The organism is Nocardiopsis potens DSM 45234 (genome assembly GCF_000341105.1).
Classification (GTDB): Bacteria; Actinomycetota; Actinomycetes; order Streptosporangiales; family Streptosporangiaceae; genus Nocardiopsis_A; species Nocardiopsis_A potens.
The window spans coordinates 92186-113708 of the sequence record NZ_ANBB01000015.1 but is presented as its reverse complement, the minus strand read 5'-3'; the positions used below and the strand labels follow the sequence as shown (position 1 = coordinate 113708).

General features: G+C 74.5%; 17 protein-coding genes. 5 read left to right on the top strand and 12 right to left on the bottom strand.

What is annotated here, in order from left to right:
* Positions 1-9 precede the first annotated feature (9 nt).
* Positions 10-960 carry an anti-sigma factor RsbA family regulatory protein gene (locus tag D459_RS0106190; RefSeq protein WP_017592128.1) on the top strand — a complete coding sequence of 317 codons (951 nt, stop codon included), beginning with the start codon at positions 10-12 and terminating at the stop codon, positions 958-960.
* Between the two features lie 120 nt (positions 961-1080).
* Here the strand turns inward: D459_RS0106190 and D459_RS0106185 are convergent, their stop codons facing one another.
* Both D459_RS0106185 and D459_RS0106180 read right to left on the bottom strand, forming a co-directional pair.
* Positions 1081-1434 carry an STAS domain-containing protein gene (locus D459_RS0106185; RefSeq protein ID WP_017592127.1) on the bottom strand — a complete coding sequence of 118 codons (354 nt, stop codon included), beginning with the start codon at positions 1432-1434 and terminating at the stop codon, positions 1081-1083.
* Positions 1435-1603: 169 nt separating this feature from the next.
* Complete coding sequence (locus tag D459_RS0106180; RefSeq protein WP_017592126.1) at positions 1604-2392, bottom strand: GAF and ANTAR domain-containing protein; 789 nt, start codon at positions 2390-2392, stop codon at positions 1604-1606.
* A 193-nt stretch (positions 2393-2585) separates the two neighbouring features.
* Between D459_RS0106180 and D459_RS0106175 the strand changes: the two genes are divergently transcribed.
* The gene (locus tag D459_RS0106175) at positions 2586-3776 is read left to right on the top strand and encodes a GAF domain-containing protein (protein ID WP_017592125.1); all 1191 of its coding nucleotides are present in this window, start codon (positions 2586-2588) and stop codon (positions 3774-3776) included.
* 159 nt (positions 3777-3935) lie between these two features.
* On the opposite strand, the gene D459_RS34930 is transcribed toward D459_RS0106175, so the two are convergent.
* From D459_RS34930 to D459_RS0106160, 3 genes are all read right to left on the bottom strand, one after another.
* Positions 3936-4787, bottom strand: a complete 852-nt coding sequence (locus D459_RS34930; protein ID WP_026120101.1) for a hypothetical protein — start codon at positions 4785-4787, stop codon at positions 3936-3938.
* A 1552-nt stretch (positions 4788-6339) separates the two neighbouring features.
* Positions 6340-6978 carry a response regulator gene (locus D459_RS0106165; RefSeq protein WP_017592124.1) on the bottom strand — a complete coding sequence of 213 codons (639 nt, stop codon included), beginning with the start codon at positions 6976-6978 and terminating at the stop codon, positions 6340-6342.
* 2 nt (positions 6979-6980) lie between these two features.
* Entirely contained in the window at positions 6981-11240 is a 4260-nt protein-coding gene (locus tag D459_RS0106160; protein ID WP_017592123.1) for a HAMP domain-containing protein, read from the bottom strand.
* Positions 11241-11609: 369 nt separating this feature from the next.
* Between D459_RS0106160 and D459_RS0106155 the strand changes: the two genes are divergently transcribed.
* Positions 11610-13778 carry a SpoIIE family protein phosphatase gene (locus D459_RS0106155; RefSeq protein WP_017592122.1) on the top strand — a complete coding sequence of 723 codons (2169 nt, stop codon included), beginning with the start codon at positions 11610-11612 and terminating at the stop codon, positions 13776-13778.
* Between the two features lie 37 nt (positions 13779-13815).
* Here D459_RS0106155 and D459_RS30915 read toward each other — a convergent pair whose 3' ends face one another.
* The 4 genes from D459_RS30915 to D459_RS30910 form a co-directional block, all read right to left on the bottom strand.
* Entirely contained in the window at positions 13816-14133 is a 318-nt protein-coding gene (locus tag D459_RS30915) for a hypothetical protein (RefSeq protein WP_017592121.1), read from the bottom strand.
* Positions 14134-14403 carry a BrnT family toxin gene (locus D459_RS0106145; RefSeq protein WP_017592120.1) on the bottom strand — a complete coding sequence of 90 codons (270 nt, stop codon included), beginning with the start codon at positions 14401-14403 and terminating at the stop codon, positions 14134-14136.
* Between the two features lie 63 nt (positions 14404-14466).
* The gene (locus D459_RS0106140) at positions 14467-15072 is read right to left on the bottom strand and encodes a response regulator transcription factor (protein ID WP_017592119.1); all 606 of its coding nucleotides are present in this window, start codon (positions 15070-15072) and stop codon (positions 14467-14469) included.
* Positions 15069-16289: a sensor histidine kinase gene (locus D459_RS30910; RefSeq protein ID WP_017592118.1), complete on the bottom strand. Its 1221-nt coding sequence runs from the start codon at positions 16287-16289 to the stop codon at positions 15069-15071. Before D459_RS30910 ends, D459_RS0106140 begins: the two co-directional genes overlap by 4 nt.
* 238 nt (positions 16290-16527) lie before the next feature.
* Between D459_RS30910 and D459_RS0106130 the strand changes: the two genes are divergently transcribed.
* Together D459_RS0106130 and D459_RS0106125 are read left to right on the top strand one after the other, a co-directional pair.
* Entirely contained in the window at positions 16528-17307 is a 780-nt protein-coding gene (locus D459_RS0106130; protein ID WP_241484961.1) for an ABC transporter ATP-binding protein, read from the top strand.
* On the top strand, positions 17304-18053 hold the full coding sequence (locus D459_RS0106125) for an ABC transporter permease (protein ID WP_017592116.1): 750 nt from the start codon (positions 17304-17306) through the stop codon (positions 18051-18053). The genes D459_RS0106130 and D459_RS0106125 overlap by 4 nt, the downstream gene beginning before the upstream one ends.
* Before the next feature lie 107 nt (positions 18054-18160).
* Here the strand turns inward: D459_RS0106125 and D459_RS0106120 are convergent, their stop codons facing one another.
* From D459_RS0106120 to D459_RS30900, 3 genes are read right to left on the bottom strand one after another with little or no spacing between them, the layout of a single operon-like run.
* Positions 18161-18766, bottom strand: coding sequence for a response regulator transcription factor (locus tag D459_RS0106120; RefSeq protein ID WP_017592115.1), 606 nt, complete (start codon positions 18764-18766; stop codon positions 18161-18163).
* Positions 18767-18777: 11 nt separating this feature from the next.
* Entirely contained in the window at positions 18778-20133 is a 1356-nt protein-coding gene (locus D459_RS30905) for a sensor histidine kinase (protein WP_017592114.1), read from the bottom strand.
* Positions 20130-21413 carry a sensor histidine kinase gene (locus D459_RS30900; RefSeq protein ID WP_017592113.1) on the bottom strand — a complete coding sequence of 428 codons (1284 nt, stop codon included), beginning with the start codon at positions 21411-21413 and terminating at the stop codon, positions 20130-20132. The genes D459_RS30905 and D459_RS30900 overlap by 4 nt, the downstream gene beginning before the upstream one ends.
* Between the last annotated feature and the right edge of the window lie 110 nt (positions 21414-21523).

Below are 21523 nucleotides of genomic sequence, written 5' to 3'. Positions count from 1 at the left end.
CGCCCGGGGATGACCTCGCATGTGGCGCACGCGACGCATCCGGGCGCCCCGGCCTCCGGGTTCGAGCACGCCGGGGCCTTCGCCGGAGCGCCGGACCTGCTGTGCGACGCGCTGCTCGCCGAGATCGACGGCGGCCTGGCGCGCGGCGCGCGCGTCACCGCGGCCGTCGGGCCGCGGCTGCGCGACCGGCTCCGCTCCGCCCGGCCGGACGCCGGGGCCGGCCTGCGCTTCGCCGACCGGGGCGCCTTCTACGACGCCCCCGGGCGGACCGTCGCCGCCCTGCACCGGCTCGCCCTGGAGGCCGGGCCCTCCGGCGCGCTCTTCGTCGGGGAGCCGCTGCTGCCCGCCGACCGCCCGGTGGAGCTGGCCCACTGGCAGCGGCTGGAGACCGAGCTCGGCACCGCCCTGGCCGGCCACCGGCTGCGGGTGGTGTGCGCGCACCTGACCTCGGAGCTGCCCGAAGAGGTGGGCGAGGCGGCCCTGGCCGCGCACCCCTGCCTGGCCACCCCCGAGGGGCCCCGCGCCAACCCCGCGCACCGCCCGGTGCCCGAGGCCGGCGCCCCCGCCCCGCCGCCGGCCGGGGCCCCGGTGCTCAGCATGGACCTGGCCGCCGACCTGGCCCTGGTCCGGGAGGACGCCGCGGCGCTGGCCGACGCCGCCGGGATCCCCGACGAGCGCCGGTCCGACCTGGTCATCGCGGTCAACGAGCTGGCCGCGAACGTGCTGGAGCACGGCGCGGGCAAGGGCACCGTCTCGCTGTGGCACGAGGACGGCCGGGTGGTCTGCGAGGTGCACGACCCCTCCCCCGAGCTGGACGACCGCAGCGTCGGCCTGCGCCCCGCCGACACCTCCGGCGACCGCGGCTACGGGCTGTGGATCACCCGCCAGGTCTGCGACTTCTTCGAGGTCCTCCCCGGCCCCGAGGGCACCCGGGTCCGGCTCCACTTCCGCCTCGGCTGACCCTCCGCCCGCCCTCCGGCGGCGGAAACGATGATCTTGACGTTGCGGGGGTGTCAGAACGCTCCGATGCCCCCGCAACGTCAAGATCATCGCGGGGGGAGGCCGGGCCGCCGGGCCGGCTCAGGCCAGGACGGCCTCGCGGGCCACGACCGGGTCGGACTCGATGGTGATCACCTGGTCGATGCCGGCGATCACGAGCAGCCGGAGCACGGTGCGCTGCGGGGCCGCGACGGCCAGGCCGATGCCGCGCTCCCGGGCCTGCCGGTAGGCGGCGACCAGGACCCCGATGCAGCGGGAGTCGCAGAAGGTGACGGCCGCCAGGTCCACCACGATGCCGCGGACCGGCTCCTCCGAGGCGAGCAGCAGCGCGTCGAGGGTCTCCGCGAGGGCTGGCGAGGTGACGGCGTCCAGCTCCCCCGAGGGTGAGACGACCGCGACACCGCCGTCGCGGCGGACCGGGATCTCCGACGGCACGCTCACTCTCCTCCTCCGCTGCGCCGGCGTCCCGCAGCGGTCTGCTCCCGCCGGGGCGGGCGCGCGCCGGGCGGGAACGCCACCCGAACCACCCTAGCGCCCGGCCCGGGCCCGATACAGAAGGCGCCGCGCACCGTCATCACACCGATACCGCACCCACATGCGGAGCTCACATCCGCCTGCGCTGGGCCGCCGCGGCCGGGCGCGGCCGCTCCGCGGTGTTCTCCTCGACCAGGCTCCGCGCCACCTCGGTCACCTTCATCCGGTTCCGCTGGGCCACCCTGCGCAGCTCCTCGAACGCCTCGGCCGCCCCGCACCCGCGGGCGTGCATGATGATCCCCTTGGCCTGGTCGATCACCGCGCGGGCGGACATCGCCCGGCGCATGTGCGCGGCCTCCCGGGCCACGTCGGTGTAGCGGCCCGCGCTGTGCAGCGCCATCGCGGCGTGCTCGGCGAGCAGGGCCACCAGCGGGGCGACCGCCTCCACGTCGAACGCGTCGCCCCGGCCGGAGTGCACCCCGAAGGTGACCACCTCGCCGTCCAGCTCGGCCGGGTAGGTGACCGAGGAGCGGTCGCCGCACTGCACCGCCGTGCTGACGTAGTCCGGCCAGCGGTCCTCGCGCAGCACGTCGCCGATGGCGACCGGGCGCATCTCCCGCACCGCCTCCACCGCGGGCCCCTGGTCGGTCGTGTACTGGTACTCGAAGGCGGTGGACAGGTCGGAGTGCGAGGCGCCGTAGTCGACCACCACGTGCCCGCCGGCCACCTCGTCGCCGTCGCCGCCGGGGCCGACGTCCCGCCAGATCACCACCAGCGCCGCCGAGCAGCCGGGGACGGCGCGCGCCGCCGCGACGCTCATCCGGTCCAGGGCCCGCTCCGGGGTGCCGCCCTCGGCCTGCCCCAGCGCGCCGATCTCGCGGGCGAGCCGCTCGACCCACTGCGGTGCGCCGCCGGTCATCGCAGCCCCCTCTCCGGTGCCCGCGCGGGCACCCGGTCGCGCTCGGGGCCGCACCCGCTCGGACACGGCCGAACTCCACGGTAACCGCAGAACCCGCAGGGCTCCGCATGCGTTAGCGTCATGCGGGGGAAAAGAAGAGCGCCGGAGCACGTCGCCGCGGCCCCGCACGGCTAGATGTCTGGAGTCTGAGAGCGTGCCGGAGAACCTCGCCGATCTGCAGCGGGAGATCGCGGAGCTGAACGAGCGGGCCGAGGCCCTGCGCACCACGCTCGGCATGTACCCCGACGACGCCGCCGGGACCGCCGAGGCCGCGCTCGCCGAGCTCGGCTACGCCGGCGAGCTGCTGCGCGAGTGCGGCGAGCGGCTCGCCTCCGAGGCGGGCGACGGCGCCCCGCCGGACGGGCCGCGGGCGCCGGACGACGAGAAGGCGGTGCTGCGGGCGGTCTTCAGCGAGCTGACCGTGCCGGTGCTGCTGCTCGACCACGAGGGCTACATCCGCCGGATCAACACGCTCGCCGCCGAGCGGCTGGGCAGCGCCCCCGGTTACCTGACCGGCAAGCCGTTCTCCAACTTCGTGGACCTGCGCCGCCGGGCGCCGATGCGGTCCTGGCTGGCCTCGGTGCTGCGCGGCGGCGACCCGGCGTCGTTCGAGTCCCGGCTCGCCCAGCGCGGCTGGGCCGAGGACGTGCACCTCACCCTGACCCGGCTGGACCTGCCGACCGAGGCCAACCCGCTGGTGCTGGCGGTCGTCTCGCCGCCGCTGGAGGGCGGCGGTGACGACGAGGGGCCGCCGCCGCTGGAGTCGGAGGTGGAGGACCAGGTGGTGGTGCTCGCCGCGCGCCGGCTCGACGTGCTCACCCGGATGACCCGGCTGCTGCTCGCCTCGGCCGGGCCGGGCGGGGTGGGCAGCCCGCTGGCGCTGGACGAGGCGGCGGCGCTGCTCGCCGACTCCTACGCCGACTGGGTGCTGATCGACGTCTGCGACCTGCCGGCCGACCCGCGCCGGGCCCGCCGCGCCGTCGTCGCCGTCCCGGAGAGCGACGGGCACCGCGGACTCCTCGAAGGGCTCGACCCGATGGCCTCCGAGGTCCCCGGCGGGGTCCTGGAGAGCGGCAAGTCGGTCCTCAACCAGCTCATCGAGGACGAGACGGTGCTCGGCACCGACTCGGGGGGCGCCCCGGTGCTCAGCGCCCTGGGCGCCGGCTCGCTGCTGAGCGTCCCGCTGATCGGCAGCCGCGGCGTCCGCGGCGCCCTCACCCTGGTCCGGCGGAGCAACCGCGGCTCGTTCCGCCTGGCCGACCTGGGCCTGATCGAGGAGATCGGCGAGCACATCGGCCTGGCCCTCCCGCCGCACCCAGACGCCCCGCCCGCCGACGGCGAGTGAGCCGGCGGCACCCAGCGGCCCACTCCCTCTCCCCTCTCCCTCCCATGATCTTGACGTCGCGCCCCTGGCCGCACCCTCGGACAGGGCCCGCACCGTCAAGATCATCGGAGAAAGGGCGGCCCGGGCAGCTTCCGGCGCCCGGGCCCCTCCTCCAGTGGCCTACTGCTCCTGCCGCCCCGGCGGGAGGAAGCGCGGGGCGTTCGGCGGGGCGGCCCAGGGCGGGGGCGCCGGCGCGGCCGGGCCGCCCTGGGGCGGCGGGGCCTGCGGCATCGGGGGCCGCTGCGGCACGGGCGGGTGCTGCGGGGGCATCGGCCCGGTAGGCGGCCCGGCCCGGTAGGGACCGGCGGGCGGCGGGGCCTGGCCGGGCGGAACCTGGCCGGGCGGCGGGAAGGGCCCACCCGGACCCGCCGGGCCGCCCGGACCGACCGGTCCACCGGGGACCACGGGGGCGGGCCGGCGGCTCGCCACCATCTCGAAGACGGCGAAGCCGACGACGGCCATCAGCAGCAGCGTGGTGATCCAGAAGCCCGCCCTGGTCCCCGCCGAGACGACCACGCCGTAGGAGGACTCCTCCGTGCCGCCGGCCAGGGCGAGGGAGATGTTCACCAGGGAGAGCAGCAGGCCGAGCCCGCTCGCCGACAGCACGCCCACCGCGCGGACGAACGGCTTGGCCGGAATCGACCCGACGATGATGCCGGCGGTGATCGCCACGACGCTGAGCAGCATCAGCGGGCTGAACGTCTCGATCGGCTCGCCGGTCTCCGACTCCAGGTCCTCGGTGGTCATCTGGGAGGCGTCGGTCTCCGTCCCCTCCGCGAAGACGCCGGTACCGGTGATCGAGGGCTCGCCGCCGACGGCCATGTCCCAGCCGCTCGCCTGCACCTCGATCGACCCCATCGAGCTCTCGCAGGAGACGCCGACGAACGGCAGGAAGAAGCAGAGCAGCACGAACCCCAGCACCCCTGGGGATGCGAAGCGGCGCGGCGGGGAGTTCTGGTCGCGAAGGTCCATGGGGGATTTCCGTTGTCCGTAGCCGTTGCAGAGCGCCGCGAGAATATCACCGAGGGCAGCGCTCCCCGGCGGGGCCGCGCGCAGGCCGGAGAAGCTGTTCCGGCCCCCGGCGACCCCTGCGGGCGGCACCGCAGGTCACCGGGACCATCCCGGCGGCGGCCGACCGCACCGGGAGACCGGCCTGGCCGATCCCGGACACCGACCCCCTTTCCGGGCACCACCGCCCGGCCGCCCCTTCCCCACCACCGAACGGCCGGCGGGGCCGGGCGTCCCAGTCGGGCGCGGCATCCCGCGGAGCGAAGGTCCAAACGGGCGGCGACGGCGAAGGAAGGGGCGGGGCCAGGCACCCCAGCCAGGCGCGACACCCCACGGGGTACAGGTTCAGGCGGGCAGCGACGACGGGAGGGGACCGGCTGGTCGGTCCGGTGCGGCACCCCGCAGAGCGAAGGTCCAAACGGGCGGCGACGGCGAAGGAAGGGGCGGGGCCAGGCGCCCCAGCCAGGCGCGACACCCCACGGGGTACAGGTTCAGGCGGGCAGCGACGACGGGAGGGGGACCGGCTGGTCGGTCGGGCGCGGCGCCTCGCGGAGTGCAGGTTCAGGCAGGCGGCGAGGGTAGGGGCGGGGCGAGCACCTCACCCGGGCGCGGCGCCTCACGGGGCGGGGGTTCAGGCAGGCGGCGACGGCGGGAGCGGGGCGGCGCCCCGGCGAAGGGGACGGGCCCGCCTGCTCCGGCCCGCCAGGGCGGTCTTATCCCTATATGCCTGGTTTGCGGCGGGGATCGGGCGGGAGTGGGAGCGCCCTGCACACCTCCACAGCACCCCGATTACATCTACCAGCGAGTAGTAAGCCCCGAAGCCCCCATTGCCCCCTCTCCGGTTACCCGGAGTGGCCAAGGCGGGCCCTCCCGGCAGGGCAAAAGCGACATCCCGCCCCCGCCCCTGCCCTCCCCGGGTTCCGGCCCCCTGCACCCCGGCCTTCCCGGCGGCACGAACCCCTTGCCACCGCCCCGATCAAGGCGATTCGGGGCTTCCGGGGGCCGATCCGGGCCGGGATGCGCGCTCGGGAATCACCGGGGTGCTCTCGCGGTGCGCAGGGCGCCCCACCCGGCCTTCACTGTGCGTGTTCGCCCAGGTCAGGGAGGTGCGGCGGTTTCAAGGGCGGCCGGCAACGGTGCCCGGGCGACGCGGGAACGGCGCCCCGCCACCCCGGCCCGCCCCGACCACTCCCGCCCTGCTCTACCGCACCCGACCGACCAGCCGGTCCCCCTCCCGTCTTCGCCGCCCGCCTGAACCCCGACCCCGTGGGGCCCGACACCCGGGCGACCACCCCCGCCCCGCCCCTACCGGCGCCGTCGCCGCCTGTCTGAACCCCCGCCCCGTGAGACGCCGCACCGAACCGACCAGCCGGTCCCCGCCGCCGCCTTCGCCGCTCACTTGAACCTCCACCCCGTGGGGCGCCGCGTCGGGCCGGAGCGCCCGACCCCACCTCGGGTCACTCCGGGTCACCCCGGGTCACTCCAGGCAACTCCGGGCCACTCCGGTTCCCCCGGGTCATTCCGGGCCGCGGATGGACTCCACCATGGTGGTCAGGCGGGCCACCGATTCGGCCAGGTCGCGCACGGCGTCGACGGTGCGCTGGTCGGTGTGGCGGTCGCCGGTGACGATCAGCTCGCGCAGCGGCTCCAGGCCCGCGTTGACCTCGCCGACCTGGCGGGCCAGGCGTGCGCTGAGCGGCTCGGCGTCCACCCCGGCCTCCTCGACCAGCTGGCGCTGGAGCAGCCGGGCCTGGTCCTTGAGCCGCTGCTTGACCTGGAACAGCTCGACGAAGACCTCCACCTTCGAGCGGAGCACCCACGGGTCGAACGGCTTGGTGAGGTAGTCGATCGCGCGAGAGGCGTAGCCGCGGAACACCTGGTGGCGGTCGATGCCGACGCCGGTCAGGAAGATGATCGGCACGTCCCGGGTCTTCTCCCGCTGCTTGATGTGGGTGGCGGTCTCGAAGCCGTCCATGCCCGGCATCATCACGTCCAGCAGGATGACCGCGAAGTCGTCTTCGAGCAGGGCCTTGAGCGCCTCCTCACCGGAGCCGGCCCGCACCAGGTTCTGGTCCAGGGAGGTGAGGATCGCCTCCAGGGCGGTCAGGTTCTCGTCGCGGTCGTCCACGAGGAGGATGTTGGCCTTCTGCGGCACGTCTACTGCTCCTGCTCATCGTCCGGGGCGTGCTGCCCGGAGTCGGGGTCCAGCCATTTCTGAATGACGTTCAGCAGGTGGTCCAGGTCCACCGGCTTGGTCACGTAGTCCGAGGCGCCCGCCTCCAGGCTGCGCTCCCTGTCGCCCTGCATCGCCTTCGCGGTGAGCGAGATGATCGGCAGGCCGGCGTACTGGGGCATCTCCCGGATGGCCCGGGTGGTGGCGTCGCCGTCGAGCTCGGGCATCATGATGTCCATCAGCACCAGGGCGACGTCCTCGTTGGCCTCCAGTTTCTCGATTCCGGTGCGCCCGTTGTCCGCGTAGAGCACCCGCAGCCCGTTCGCCTCCAGGGCGCTGGTCAGCGCGAAGACGTTGCGCACGTCGTCGTCGACGATGAGCACCCGCTTGCCGTGCAGCACCTCGGCGCGGCGCGGGTCGGGCGCCGGTCCGCCCTCGGCCGCCTCCTCGCCCTCGGCGGGCTCGGGCTCGCGGAGCACCGGCACCGCCTCGGCCGCGGCCGGCTCCGCCTCCGGCTCGCCGTCGGTCTGCGGCAGCGGGTCGGCGAACGGGTCGGCCAGGTCGGAGAGGTCCATGTCGGCCAGCGGCTCGATGTCGGACCCGGCCTCCTCCAGGGCGGGCAGGGTGTCGACGGTCTCGTCCATCCGCTCCGCGGTGCCCTCCGGCACCCGGACCGGCAGCAGCAGCATGAAGGTGCTCCCCTCGCCGACGGTGCTGTCCACCCGGATGTCGCCGCCGAGCAGGCGGGCGAAGTTGCGGCTGATGGACAGCCCCAGCCCGGTGCCGCCGAAGCGGCGCGCGGTCCCGCCGTCGCCCTGGTGGAACGCCTCGAAGATGACCTGGAGCTTGTCCGCGGAGATGCCGATCCCGGTGTCGGCCACCGAGAAGGCGATGACCTCCTCGTTCTCCCCGACCAGGTCGAGGTCGGCGTCGTCCAGCGCCCAGGCGGGCCGGATCAGCAGCCGGACCTCCCCGGAGGAGGTGAACTTGACCGCGTTGGACAGCAGGTTGCGCAGGATCTGCTGGAGCCGCTGCTCGTCGGTCCAGAGGAAGTTGGGGATGTCCGGGGAGACCTCCACCGAGAACGCCAGGCCCCGGTCGGTGGTCATCGGCCGGAAGGTCGCCTCCACGTAGTCCACCAGCTGCCCGATGGAGACGTCGGAGGCCTGCACCTCGACCCGGCCCGACTCCACCTTGGCCAGGTCCAGGATCTCGTCGATGAGCTCCAGCAGGTCGCTGCCTGCCTTGTGGATGGTCTGGGCGAACTCCACCTGCTTGGAGGTGAGGTTCTGCTCGGTGTTGTCGGCCAGCAGCCGGGCCAGGATGAGCAGGCTGTTCAGCGGGGTGCGCAGCTCGTGCGACATGTTCGCGAGGAACTCGGACTTGTACTTGGAGGAGACCTGGAGCTGGTGCGCCCGGTCCTCCAGCGAGCGGCGGGCCCGCTCGATCTGCCGGTTCTGCAGCTCGATCGCCCGGTTCTGGCTGGCCAGCTGCCCCGCCTTGCTGTGCAGCTCGGTGTTCTTGCGGCGCAGCTCCTCCTGCTGGCGCTGGAGCTCGTTGGAGCGCTCCTGCAGCGCCGTGGTCAGCTGCCGCGACTGCACCAGCAGGTACTCCGTCTTGGAGTTGGCCAGCACCGTGTTGATCGTGGTGCCCAGCAGGTTGACCAGCTGGCGGAGGAAGTTCAGGTGCACCTCGCGGAACTCGCCGAAGGAGCCGAACTCCACCACGCCCAGCACCCGGCCCTCGGAGACGATCGGCAGCACCGCCAGGGTGAGCGGCGGCGCCGAGCCCAGACCCGACTCCACGGTGACGTAGGTGGCGGGCACGTTCCGGACCAGCTGCTCGCGCTTCTGCGCGATGGCCTCGCCGGCCAGGCCCACCCCGGAGCGGACCCGGCTGCGCCCCTCGTCGGGCTGGAACCCGAAGCCGGCGTAGAACAGGAAGGTGTTCTGCTCCTCGGAGTCCTCCGGCAGGTAGCAGGCGCCGTGCTGGGCGTCGACCAGCGGGGTCACCTCGGTCATGATGAGCCGGGCCAGCTCGTTGAGGTCGCGGTGGCCCTGGATGCGCGCGGAGATGCGGGCGATGTTGGACTTGAGCCAGTCGTCGTCGCGCTGCGCGGCGGTGGTCTCGCGCAGGTTGGCCACCATGACGTTGATGTTGTCGCGCAGCTCCAGCATCTCGCCGCGGACGTCGGTGTGGATCTGCTGGGTGAGGTCGCCCCGGGTGACCGCGGCGGCCACCTCGCCGATCGCGCGGACCTGGGTGGTCAGGTTGCCGGCCAGCTCGTTCACGCTGTCGGTGAGCTGCTTCCAGGTGCCGGAGACGCCGTCGACCTTGGCCTGGCCGCCCAGGCGCCCCTCGTAGCCCACCTCGTGGGCGACCAGGGTGACCTGCTCCGCGAACGCGGACAGCTGGTCCACCATGGTGTTGACCGTGTCCTTGAGCTGGAGCATCTCGCCCTGCACGTCCACGGTGATCTTCTTGGTCAGGTCGCCCTTGGCGACCGCGGTGGTGACCTGGGAGATGTTGCGGACCTGGGTGGTCAGGTTCTGCGACATCGAGTTGACGTTGTCGGTGAGGTCCTTCCACATGCCGGAGACGCCCTTGACCTCGGCGCGGCCGCCCAGCTTGCCCTCGGTGCCCACTTCCCGGGCCACCCGGGTGACCTCGTCGGCGAACGCCGACAGCTGGTCCACCATGGTGTTCACGGTGCCCTTGAGCTCCAGGAACTCGCCCTTGGCGTTGACGGTGACCTTCCTGGTCAGGTCGCCGGCGGCCACCGCCCGGGTCACCTCGGAGATCTGCCGCACCTGGTGGGTCAGGTTGTTGGCCATGGAGTTGACGTTGTCCGTCAGGTCCTTCCACACCCCGGAGACGCCGCGGACGTGCGCCTGGCCGCCCAGGGTCCCCTCGGTGCCCACCTCGCGCGCCACCCGGGTGACCTCGTCGGCGAACGCCGACAGCTGGTCCACCATCGTGTTGACGGTGTCCTTCAGCTGCAGCATCTCGCCCTGGGCGTCGACGGTGATCTTCTTGGTCAGGTCGCCCTTGGCGACCGCGGTGGTCACCTGGGAGATGTTGCGCACCTGGTAGGTGAGGCTGTTGGCCATGGAGTTGACGTTGTCGGTGAGGTCCTTCCAGATCCCCGACACGCCCTTCACGTTGGCGCGGCCGCCCAGCTTGCCCTCCGAGCCGACCTCGCGGGCCACCCGGGTCACCTCGTCCGCGAACGAGTCGAGCTGGTCGACCATGGTGTTCACGGTGTCCTTGAGCTGGAGCATCTCGCCCTGCACGTCGACCTTGACCTTGCGGGTCAGGTCGCCGCGCGCGACCGCCGTGGTGACCTGGGAGATGTCCCGCACCTGGGTGGTCAGGTTGTCGGCCATCGAGTTGACGTTGTTCGTCAGGTCCTTCCAGATGCCGGAGACGCCCTTGACGTTGGCCCGGCCGCCCAGCTTGCCCTCGGTGCCCACCTCGCGGGCGACCCGGGTCACCTCGTCGGCGAACGTGGACAGCTGGTCCACCATCGTGTTCACCGTGTCCTTGAGCTGCAGCATCTCGCCCTGGACGTCCACGGTGACCTTGCGGCTCAGGTCGCCCCGGGAGACGGCGACGGTGACCGTGGAGATGTCGCGGACCTGCGCGGTCAGCCGGGAGGCCATCTGGTTGACCGCCTCGGTGACGTCCAGCCAGGCGCCGGAGACCCCTTCGACCTTGGCCGAGCCGCCCAGCTTGCCCTCGGTGCCGACCTCGCGGGCGACCCGGGTGACCTCCTTGGTGAAGCCGTTCATCTGGTCGGCCATCCGGTTCACCGACGCGGCCAGCCGGCGCAGGTCGCCCTGGAGCTCGCCGTGTCTGCCGGACAGGTCGACCCGCTGGGACAGGTCGCCGCCGGCGACCGCGTCCAGGATCCGGGCGACCGAGGTGACGGGCTCGCTGACCTCGTCGAGGAGGTGGTTGAGGGCGCGCACGCTCTTGCCCCAGGCGCCGCGGGCCGGGCTGACCGAGACCCGCTCGGTCAGCCGCCCCTCGGTGCGGACGACGTCGCCGACCCGCTGCAGCTCGCTGCTGAGCTGCTCGCAGTGGTCCAGAACCTGGTTGAAGACGGTGGCGACCTCGCCGGCCTTGCCGTCCGCCCGCTCGTCCAGGCGGACGCTGAAATCGCCGTCGCGCATGCTGTAGAGGGCGCCGAGAAGCGCGTCCAGCTGCGCTTCGGTGGCCGGCGCCCGGGTGGCCTCGGGCATGGATCCCCTCCTTGGGCTGTCCCCATCGCGCGGCCGCGCCCGCCCCAGGCCCCGGGGGGAGCACCGGAGACCCGTGGCTCGGGGGGTCTCACGGGCCGCGGTGGTTCACGTTATTCGGCCGGGCTGCTCAATACACGGTCGTTCTGCCATCATGACTGCGTTGTCTCCTACTGTGCCCATGTGAGGACCGTTCCGACACCGCGGGTCGGTCAGTAGGCGGATGGGGGTAGGGATGGAGCGGGCGGATACCCTCGGCTGGTGTGCCCGACCGGGTTTCCGGCACCGGGCATCCGGGCCGCCCGAGCCGTCCGCCACCGAAGAGTCCGCCACCGAAGGAAACCGTACGGCTTCACGATGCCACATGATGCGATGAAGGTCGCCAGCAGGGAGTTCCCTCCCGTTCCGGAGTCCGCCGCCGAGGCGCGCGCGTTCGTCCGGGAGACCCTCGACCAGTGGGCGGTGGGGCGCTCCGCCGACGACGTGGTGCTGCTCGTCAGCGAGCTGGCGACCAACGCGGTGATCCACGCCGAGAGCCCGCTGGAGGTCACGGTCCGCCGCTACGCGGGCCAGGTCGAGGTGGTCGTGGCCGACCGGGTCCCGGAGCGGGCCCTGCCCCAGGCCGGCCCGCTGGCGGTGGACACCTCGCCCTCCACCGAGAACGCCCGCAGCGGCGGCCTGGGCCTGGCGCTGGCCGCGGCGATCGCCGCCTCCTGGGGCGTCGCCTACAGCAAAGAGGACAAGGCCGTCTGGTTCCGGGTGCCCGACGACGAGGAGTCCGCGGAGCGGCCGCTGGCCCCGCCGGCCCCGGTGCGCCCGCAGCGCCGCCGCGCGCCCCGGCCGGGCCCGTGGGCCGCGCTGGACGCGGCGCTCTCCGCCCGGCTGGCCCTGCCCGACCTGCTGGACCGCACCGTGGAGTACGCGCGCGCCGCGCTCGGCGGCGACGCCGCCTACATCGCGCTGGCCACCACCGACGAGACCGAGTGGGAGGTGCGCGCCGGGGCCGGCCTGTCCGACGGGGACTGGCGACCGTTCCGCAGCCGCACCGAGGAGACGTTCCCCTCGGCCGCCCCGGCGCCCGGCGCGGTGATCAACGACGACCTGATGATCGCCCGCGCGCACCGCGGCCGGCTCGCCGACACGGGGATGCGCTCCCTGGTCACCGCGCCGCTGATCGTGGAGGGCAGGATCACCGGGCTGATCGGGGTGGCCTCGCGGCGCACCCGGCACTTCGGCGACACGGCCGCGCGCCGGCTGCAGGAGGGCGCGGACCGGATGGCACTGCCGGTGGAGCGCGCCCGGCTGGCCGAGGTGGAGCTGTCCCGGCGGGCGTCGCTGAGCTTCCTCGCCGAGGCCAGCGACCTGCTCACCGGGACGCTGGACGAGCCGCTGACCGCGGCCCTGGCGGCCCAGCTCACCACGTCCCGGCTGGGCGAGTGGTGCGCCGTGCACATCATCAGCGACCTGGGCGTCACCCGGCTGTCGCACGCGGTGCACGCCAACGAGAACTACAACGACGTGCTGCGCACGCTGCTGTCCACGCTGCCGCCGCCCGAGCAGCAGAGCCCGCGGCCGCTGTGGTCGCGCGAGCTGGTGACCGCCGCCGGGCTGACCGACGAGCTCACCCTGGAGCTGGCGGAGAGCTCGGCGATCAGCGTCCCGCTGGTGGCGCACGGCCGCGCCCTGGGCCGGATGACGCTGGGCCGCCAGGCCGGCCGCGACTTCACCCGGGAGGACGTCGACGTCGCCAACGACCTGGCCGGCCGGGTCGCCTCGGCGATGGAGAACGCCCGGCTGTACGCCGGGCAGACCGAGATGAGCGAGGCGCTCCAGCGGAGCCTGCTGCCGGCCAAGGAGAAAGAGCCGAGCATCCCGGGGGTGGACCACGCGGTCTTCTACCGCCCGGCGGACGAGCGGACCGTGGTGGGCGGCGACTTCTACGACGTGTTCGCCACCGACGGCCGCTGGTGCTTCGCCATCGGCGACGTCTGCGGCACCGGCCCGGAGGCGGCGGCCGTCACCGGCCTGGCCCGGCACACCCTGCGCGCGCTGGCCCGGGAGGGCTTCTCCCCGGCGCACATCATGGACCGGCTCAACCTGGCCATCCTGGACGAGAACACCTCGACCCGGTTCCTCACCATGCTCTACGGCGAGATGACCCCGCTCGGCGACCCCGGGGAGGGCATGCGCATCCGGCTGGTCTCCGCGGGCCACCCGCTGCCGATCAAGCTCACCCGCAAGGGCAAGGTCGTCCCGGTCGGCACCTCCCAGCCGCTGCTCGGCGCGTTCGAGGACGTCGACTTCTTCACCGAGACGGTGGAGATCGACTCCGGCGACGTGCTGCTCGCCGTCACCGACGGCGTCACCGAGCGCCGCAACGAGAGCTCCATGCTCGGCGACGAGGGCCTGATGGAGCTCTTCTCCTCCTGCTCGGGCCTGACCGCCCAGGCCGTCATCGGCCGCCTTGACCGCGAACTGGAGGAGTTCGCCCCGGGCGGCCACACCGACGACACGGCGATGCTGGTGCTGCGCTTCCTCTGAGGTGCGGAGCACCCTCAGGGGGGCGGCTCGCGCCCGCTCACGCCGTGCGGCGCTCGGCGTGCTCCGCGACGAAGGCGAGCAGCGCCGAGACGGGCACCGCCGTTCCGCCGAGCTCCATGCCGGCCACCGCGCGTTCCTCCACCCATTCCCGTATGAGCTGCGTGGGCTTGACGCCGCGCTCCGCCGCCTGGTCGCGCACCGCGTCCATGACCGGCTTGGGCAGCCGCAGCGACGTCACGACCATGGGCTCGACGGCCGCCGAGTCGTCCCGCTCGGCCCGCTCGATCGCCGCCGACTGGTCTTCGGTCTCGAACCGCTCAGCGAGGCGTTCCAGTTCTTCCCTGTCCTTCGCCATTCACTTCGCCTTCTTCCGATAGGTCTTCCGTTCCGCGAGGGTCATGTCCCGCGCGGTCACCACGAACACCTCGCCCCGGCCCCGATCCGCGACGAGCACCGCCAGGTAGCGCCCCTCCCCCGTCCGCCCGAACACCGCCCGGGTCGAATCCCTCCGCCATTCGACCCAGCGCGGCGGATGGAAGAGGACGTCCTCCACCTCTTGCGGCAGCACCCCGTGCCGGCCGATGTGCTCTTCGGATGCATCGCTCCACTGAACCGCCCTGAACATGACCCAGAACGTATTACAAAAAGCATACGCACGGTTCCGGTTTCCCGGAAGAGGACACGCCTCTCACAGCCAGCCCATCTCCCGGGCCTTGCGGATGGCGCCCAGGCGGTTGGCGGCTCCGGTCTTGGCGATGGCGGCGGAGAGGTGGTTGCGCACGGTGCCGCGGGCCAGGTGGAGGGTGCGGGCGATGTCGGTGACGGTGCCGCCGTCGGCCGCCGCGCGCAGGGTGTCGGCCTCGCGCGGGGTGAGCGGGCTGCCCCCGGCCATCATGGCGGTGGCGGCCAGGCCGGAGTCGATGCTCAGGCCGCCGGCGTGCACCTTGCGGACGGCCTCGGCCAGCTCTTCGACCGGGGCGTCCTTGGCGATGAAGCCGCGGGCCCCTGCGTCCAGAGCGCGGCGCAGGTAGCCGGGGCGGCCGAAGCTGGTCAGCACCAGCACCCCGCAACCCGGGGCGGCGGCCAGGGTCGCGGCGATGGCCTCCAGGCCGGTGGCGCCGGGCATCTCGATGTCCAGCACGGCGATGTCCGCGCCGTGCCCGGCCACCGCCGCGGCGACCTCGTCGCCCCGCCCCACCTGGGCGACGACCTCCAGGTCGCCTTCGAGGCCGAGCAGGGCGGCGACCGCCCCGCGCACCAGGTGCTCGTCGTCGGCGAGCACGATCCGGATCATGCGGCGGTCCCCTCCCGTTCGTCGATCGCGGGCGGCGCCGGCGCCCGCCCCGGTTCCGCGGCCGGCAGTACGGCGCGGACCCGGTAGCCGCCGGCCCCGTCCGGACCGGCGGTCAGCGTGCCGCCGACCGCGGCGGCGCGCTCCCTCATCCCGGCCAGGCCGCTCCCCTCGGCGGGCCCTCCGGGGCCGGCGCGGCCGGGCACGCCGTCGTTGGCGACCTCGACCTCCACCGCCTCCGGGAGGCGGCGGACCGCCGCGGAGAAGCGGCGCGGCCGGGCGTGCCGGATGGCGTTGGTCCCCGCCTCCCGGACCAGCCAGGCGGCCACCCCGCTCAGCCCGGCCGGCACGCCGCCGTCCACCCGCAGGTCGCAGCGGGCGCCGACGGCGGACAGCACGTCGCCGACGCTGCGCACCTCGGCCTCCAGGTCGGCCTCCCTGTACCCGGCGACGGCGGCGCGCACCTCGCCCAGGGCCTCCCGGGCGGCCTGCTGCACGCCGCGCATCTCCGCCGAGGCCGCCTCCGGGTCCCGCCCGGTCAGCCGGGCGGCGAGCTGGCTGCGCACCGCGATCCCGGACAGGCTGTGCCCGAGCAGGTCGTGGATGTCCCGGGCGATCCGCGCCCGCTCCTCGCTCGCGGCGAGCCGGGCCCGCAGCTCGCGCCCGGCGACCGCCTCGCCGATCAGGTCCAGCAGCCAGAGCAGGCAGCGGTCGGCGTAGTAGACGAACGCCCCGGTGAGCACCGGGTAGAGGCCCATGAACACCGCGGTCCCCAGCGCGAGCGGCCATTCGGGGCCGGTCAGCGCGGCCGGGCCGAACAGCACCGGGAGGAGGAGGGCGGCGGCGAGGACGCGCCGCCTCGGTTCGGCCAGGGCGCACCCGGCCCACCAGACTCCGGCGATCATCATCGTCCACATCTGCACCCCGGCGGCGGCGGCCATCGCGGCCAGCACCGCGTAGGAGCCCCAGAACAGCGGGGGGCCGCTCGGCCTGATCCCGACCCGGTCGGCGGCCATCAGCAGCAGGCACCCGGTCAGCGGCAGGGCGAGCAGGGCCGCCGCGATCAGCCGCGGCCGCCCGACGCCAGAGATGTCGGACATCTCGGTCAGGCCGTTCGCGGCGAGCAGCACGACGAGCCCCGAGGTCCCGCCGGCGTACAGCCCCAGCACGATCTTCCTGGCCTGGCGGAGCCCCTGCTCGTCCAGTGTCGGTCCGCGCACGTCCCCCCCCTCTCCCGGCCCGCCCCGGCGGCGGTGCCCGCCCCATCCTCGCCGAGGCCGGGCGGCCCGGGGAACCCGCGCCCGTCATCGGAATCCCCTGCGAAACTCACCGCCGCCGGCATGACAAACGGCCCAGTGAATTCCCATTCCCGGATCGCTATGTTCGAGGCACCGCCGGATTCCCTTTCGCGGCCGGCGCGGATCCGTTCCCTTTTCCCGATCTGCCCTGGGAGGCGGCGTGCCCGATGCCGAAGAAGTGATATCCGCCCGCGAACTGAGAAAGGAGTTCCGCGGAACGCCCGCCGTCGACGGCGTCTCGTTCTCCGTCCGCCGGGGCCGGATCACCGGATTCCTCGGCCCGAACGGCGCGGGGAAATCGACGACGCTGCGCATGCTGTTCGGACTGACCCGGCCGACCTCCGGGCGGGCCGAGGTGTTCGGGCGGAGCTACGCCGACCTTCCCTCCCCGGCCCGCTCGGTGGGGGCGGTCCTGGACGAGCGGGCCTTCCCGCCCGGCCGCACCGGCCGGAACCACCTGCGCTGCTACGCCGGACCGGCGGGGGCCGGCCCGGAGCGGATCGCGGAGGTGCTGGAACTGGTCGGGCTGACCGGCGCGGCGGACCGGCCCACCCGGGGCTACTCGCTCGGCATGCGGCAGCGGCTCTCCCTGGCCACCGCCCTGCTCGGCGGGCCGGAGCTGCTGGTCCTCGACGAGCCCGCCAACGGGCTGGACCCGGACGGCATCCGGTGGCTCCGCGAGTTCCTCCGGGACTTCGCGGACGGCGGCGGCACCGTGCTGGTCTCCAGCCACCTGCTGGCCGAGATGGAGCGGACCGTGGACGACGTGGTGCTGCTGGACCGGGGCCGGGTGGTGCACGCCGGCCCGCTCGACGCCCTGCTCCGCGCCCCCGCCGCCGTCCCCGCCGGGGGCGCCCCGGAGCCGCGGACCCTGGAGTCGGCGTTCCTGGAGCTGACCCGGACCGGCGACACCCGACCCGCCCGAGGAGGCCTGCAGTGACCGTCCAGATCCGCTCCGAGCTGCTGAAGCTCACCACCGCGAAGAGCACCTGGCTGCTCCTGGCCGGCCTGGCCGCGGTCAGCGCGCTGCTGGTCGGCGCCCTGGCGCAGCTCTGGCTGGGCCTCGGCTCCGCCCCGGACTCGGCCGCCGACACGGTGGTGCTCTACAAGGCCCCGCTCGCGCTGGGCTACCTGTTCCCGCTGGTCATCGGGATCGTCCTGGTCACCCACGAGTACCGGTCCGGCAGCATCGCCCAGACGCTGCTCGCCGAGCCCCGCCGGAGCACCGTCTACCTGGCGAAGCTCGCCGTGGGCAGCGGTGCGGCGGCGGTCTGCGCGGTGACCGCGGTCGGCGCGGGCACCGCGGCGGTCGCCGCCGTGCTCGCCGCGAACGGCCTCCCGACCGCGCTGGGCTCCCCCGAGGTGGCCGCGTCCCTGTCGGGCCTGGCCGCCGCCCTGCTGCTGTGGGGGCCGATCGGGGTGGGCACCGGCGCCGCCCTGCGCAGCACGGCGGCCGCCGTCGCCGCGGCCTTCATCGTCACCATGCTCCTGGAGTACCTGGCGTTCCCGCTGCTCACCCTGGCGGGCCGCGCCGACCTCGCGCTCTACCTGCCCAGTGCCGCGAGCGACGCCGCAGCCGGGGGCGCCGGAGGCGGGCACCGGCTCCTCGGCCTGCTGGTGCTGGCCTGCTACGCGGCCGCCCTCACCGCCGCGGGCGCCTGGCGCTTCGCCCGCCACCAGGGCTGAGACCGCCTCCCCCAGGGCGATGATCTCGACGTTGCGGCCCCGCCCCGGTGCGCCGACGGGGCCGGAGCGTCGAGATCATCGCGGAAGGGCTGGACGGGGCTGCCGGGTCACAGCCAGCCCATCTCCTGGGCCTTGCGGATGGCGCCCAGCCGGTTGCCGGCCCCGGTCTTGGTGATCGAGGAGGAGAGGTAGTTGCGCACCGTCCCCTCGGTGAGGTGGATGCGGCGGGCGATCTCGGAGACCGGCAGGCCGTCGGCGGCCGCCTTGAGCACTTCCGCCTCGCGCGGGGTCAGCGGGTTGTCCCCGCTGGTCATGGCGGCCGCGGCGAGCTCGGTGTCGATGTAGCGGCCACCGGCGTGCACCTTGCGCACGGCGCCGGCCAGCTCGTCCACCGGGGCGTCCTTGGCGAGGAAGCCGCGGGCCCCGGCGTCCAGCGCCCGGCGCAGGTAGCCGGGGCGGCCGAAGCTGGTCAGCACCAGCACCCCGCAGCCGGGGGCGCTCTCCTTCAGCCGGGCGGCGACCTCCAGGCCGGTGGCGCCGGGCATCTCGATGTCGAGGACGGCGATGTCCGCGCCGTGCTCGGCCACCGCCGCCTCCACCTCGTCGCCCCGGCCGACCTCGGCGACGACGTCGAGGTCCTCTTCGAGGCCGAGCAGGGCGGCGATGGCCCCCCTGACGAGGTGCTCGTCGTCGGCCAGCACGATGCGGATCACGTGTTCGCTCCTCATTGCTCTTCGGGTTCGGTGGGGGCGCCCCGGCGTGCGGGCAGCACGGCGCGGAGCAGGAAGCCGTCGGCGCCGCTGGGCGCGGCCGACAGGGTGCCGCCGGCCGCGGCGACCCGCTCGGCCAGCCCGGTGATGCCGTTGCCGGGGGCCGCGCCCGCGGCCCCGGCCGCCCCGTCGTTGTACACCTCCGCGACGACCGCGCCGCCGTCGCGGCGGAGCGCGATCCGGCACCGGGTCGCGGTGCTGTGCCGGATGACGTTGGTGCCCGCCTCGCGGATCAGCCAGGCCACCAGGTCGCGCAGGTCCTCCGGGACGTCCTCGGGGGAGCCGGAGACCTCGCAGTCGGCGCCGGAGGCGCGGAGCACCCCGCGCACCCCGGCCAGCTCCTCGGCCAGGTCGACGCTGCGGTACCCGCTGACCGCGGCGCGCACCTCGCGCAGCGCCTCCCGGGCGGCCTCCTGCACCCCGGCCATCTCCGCCTCGGCCCGGTCCGGGGCGCGCCGCACCAGGCGCCCGGCCAGCTCGCTCTTGACCGCGATCCCGGACAGGCTGTGCCCGAGCAGGTCGTGCATGTCCCGGGCGAAGCGCAGCCGCTCCTCGCTCACCGCCAGCCGGGCGCGGGCCTCCCGCCCGGCGATGGCCTCCCGGGCGATCTCCAGCAGCTGCAGCATGCCCAGGTCGATCAGGCGGAAGATGGCGCAGATCAGCACGGCGAACCCGGCGATGACGGCGAACTGGACCGGGTCGAACAGGTCGAGCAGCAGCGCGTGCACCACCGGCAGCGCCACCAGCAGCGGCGTGGTGAGCAGCACGTGCCGCCGGGGCGGGACCACCGAGACCGCGGCCCACCAGGTGCCCAGGGCGATCGCGGTGTTCAGGTTCGGGCCGAGCAGGAACAGCAGGACGAGCGCCAGCGCGTTGCCGGACCAGACTAGGGCGGTGCGGTGCCGCGCGGAGCCGGCGACCCGGAGCCGAAGCAGCAGCGCCGCGACGGCGGCCAGCGCCACCGAGAGCGGCAGCGCGGCGGCCAGCACCGCGAACAGGCCCGGGATCTCCCGCATGGAGCCGTCCAGGTGCAGCGTCCAGGCCAGGGCCACGGTCCACAGCGGGATCTGCAGCACCATCACGGCGAGCGCGCCGTAGGCGCTGCGCCGGGCCGAGGCGAGCCCGCGGTCGGTCAGCGCGCCGGCCGCCTCCGCCGACTCCGCGGGGGCGGTACCGGGGCCGTGCCCGGCGGCGGGCGGTTCCGCGCCCGCGGGGCCCGCGCCCGTGCCTGCGCCTTCTTCCGTCCGGTCGGATACGGCCCCGGTCCGGCCGGAGGCCGGGCGCCGCGCGCCGGCCGCACCACCGCTCATCCGGCCTCCTCCCGAGTCTCCTCGGCCGGCCGCGCACCCTCCGCCCCGGTGGCGGGGCCGGACGCCCCCGGGGCGATCCGCTCCCGGTCGCCGCCGGAGGCCACCGGCAGCACGGCGCGGAGCAGGAAGCCGTCGGCGCCGCTGCGGCTGGCGGACAGCGAGCCGCCGACCGCCGCGACCCGCTCGGCCAGCCCGGTGACGCCGTTGCCGCGCTCCGGATCCGGGCCGGCCGCCACCCCGTCGTTGTACACCTCGACCGTGACGGTGCGCTCGCTGCGGCGGAGCGTGATGTCGCAGCGCCTGGCGGCGCTGTGCCGCACCACGTTGGTACCGGCCTCGCGCACCACCCATGCGGCCAGGGTGCGCAGCTCGGCCGGGACCTCCTCGGTGCGGCCGGAGACCTCGCAGCGCGCGCCGGCCGCCACCAGCACCCCGCGCACGTTGCCCAGCTCCTCGGCCAGGTCGATCTGCCGGTAGCCGCTGACCGCCATCCGCACCTCGCGCAGCGCCTCCCGGGCCGAGCCCTGCACCTGCCGCATCTCCTCGGCGGCCCGCGCCGGGTCGCGCTCGGCCAGCCGGGCGGCCAGCTCGCTCTTGACCGCGATCCCGGACAGGCTGTGCCCGAGCAGGTCGTGCATGTCCCGGGCGAACCGGAGCCGCTCCTCGCTCACCGCCAGCCGGGTCTGCGCCTCCCGCCCGGCCAGGGCGTCCTTGGCCAGGTCCCACAGCCACATGCAGCTGACGTTGCCGAACAGCACGATCAGGCCCCACGCCACGCTCGCCGTGAAGACCAGCAGCACCTCGCCCCACGGCGGGTCCGGGACGAACGCGGCGACGGCCCAGGGCAGCACCAGCAGGACCAGCGTCCCGGCGGCCGTCCACCGCCGCTTGCCGGTGATGGCGGCGACCGACCACCACACCGCGGCGATCAGCATGGTCCAGCCGAACACCCCGACGAGCAGGATGATCAGCACGGTGAGCGCGAACGACCCCCAGTACGGCCAGGGGCGGTCCCGCCTGCCGTGGCGCACCCGGTCGATGAGCATCCAGGAGAGCAGCACCGACAGCGCAACGGAGACCACGACGCCCGCGACGCCCAGCCAGAACGCCGCCCCCCTGGGGGCGTCGGTGATGGTGATGAGCAGTGTCACCGCGTAGAAGGGGATCTGCAGGCTGACGAAGAGCAGCATGCCGATCACCGTCCACCCGGCCACCCGCAGCCGGCGGTCGAAGTGGCCTCTGCCGCCGGCCGGCTCCGCGGCCCCGCGCTCGCTCGTCATGCCCCGATCCTTCCCTGTCCGCTCCCCGGACGCCAACGCGCGGGGGCCGGCCCGTCCTGCCGACCCCCGCGAGACGCCGCCGGGGAGGAGCGCCCGCCTCCCCGGCGGAG